This window comes from Vibrio sp. 1069, from assembly GCF_033340555.1.
Genome location: NZ_JAWOWP010000993.1, coordinates 1 through 508, shown reverse-complemented (window position 1 = coordinate 508; position 508 = coordinate 1). Strand labels below are relative to the sequence as shown.

Here is a 508-nt window from a genome sequence, read left to right as displayed (position 1 = left end):
ATTGTTCGGCAAGTCGCTTGCCTTTTCTGCAGGCGTTGAAAATAGACTGAAATCGACCCCGTGTGGCAGCGTTGTGGTTTTATTATCCGGAAATCGAGCGGCCAGCTTGTCGCTTGCAGCAAGAATAAAATCGGCGCTATCAATCAGCGTGCGTTCATGCTCCATCACTGTTTGATGATCAACGCCCGCTAACGCGCCAAAATCGTCTCCGCAGTAGTAAATCAGCCCGCGTTTATTCATGGCATTACACACATCAGCGGCGGTTGGTAGGGATGTCCAAAATAATGGGTTGTCGAAGTTCAACGCTTTTAAGTGTTTTTCTAGTTGGTGCTGCATCATCTTCGCTGCCACTTTTCTTGAAAAAGCAGAGTGTGGAGCCGGTATTGTCAGCAAATTTACCGTGAAAATGTTGTCTACCGCATCACAATGCATGGTTGGCTTATCTGAGCCAGTATTGCTGATAACGCGGGAAAACTTGCTCACTAAACGTTGAATGTCTTTACCCGTC

At 47.0% G+C, this 508-nt stretch carries 1 pseudogene; it reads right to left on the bottom strand.

Annotated elements, in window-relative coordinates:
• Positions 1-508 (bottom strand): annotated as a pseudogene (locus R7040_RS30225) (glycosyltransferase family 1 protein); the annotation flags it as partial.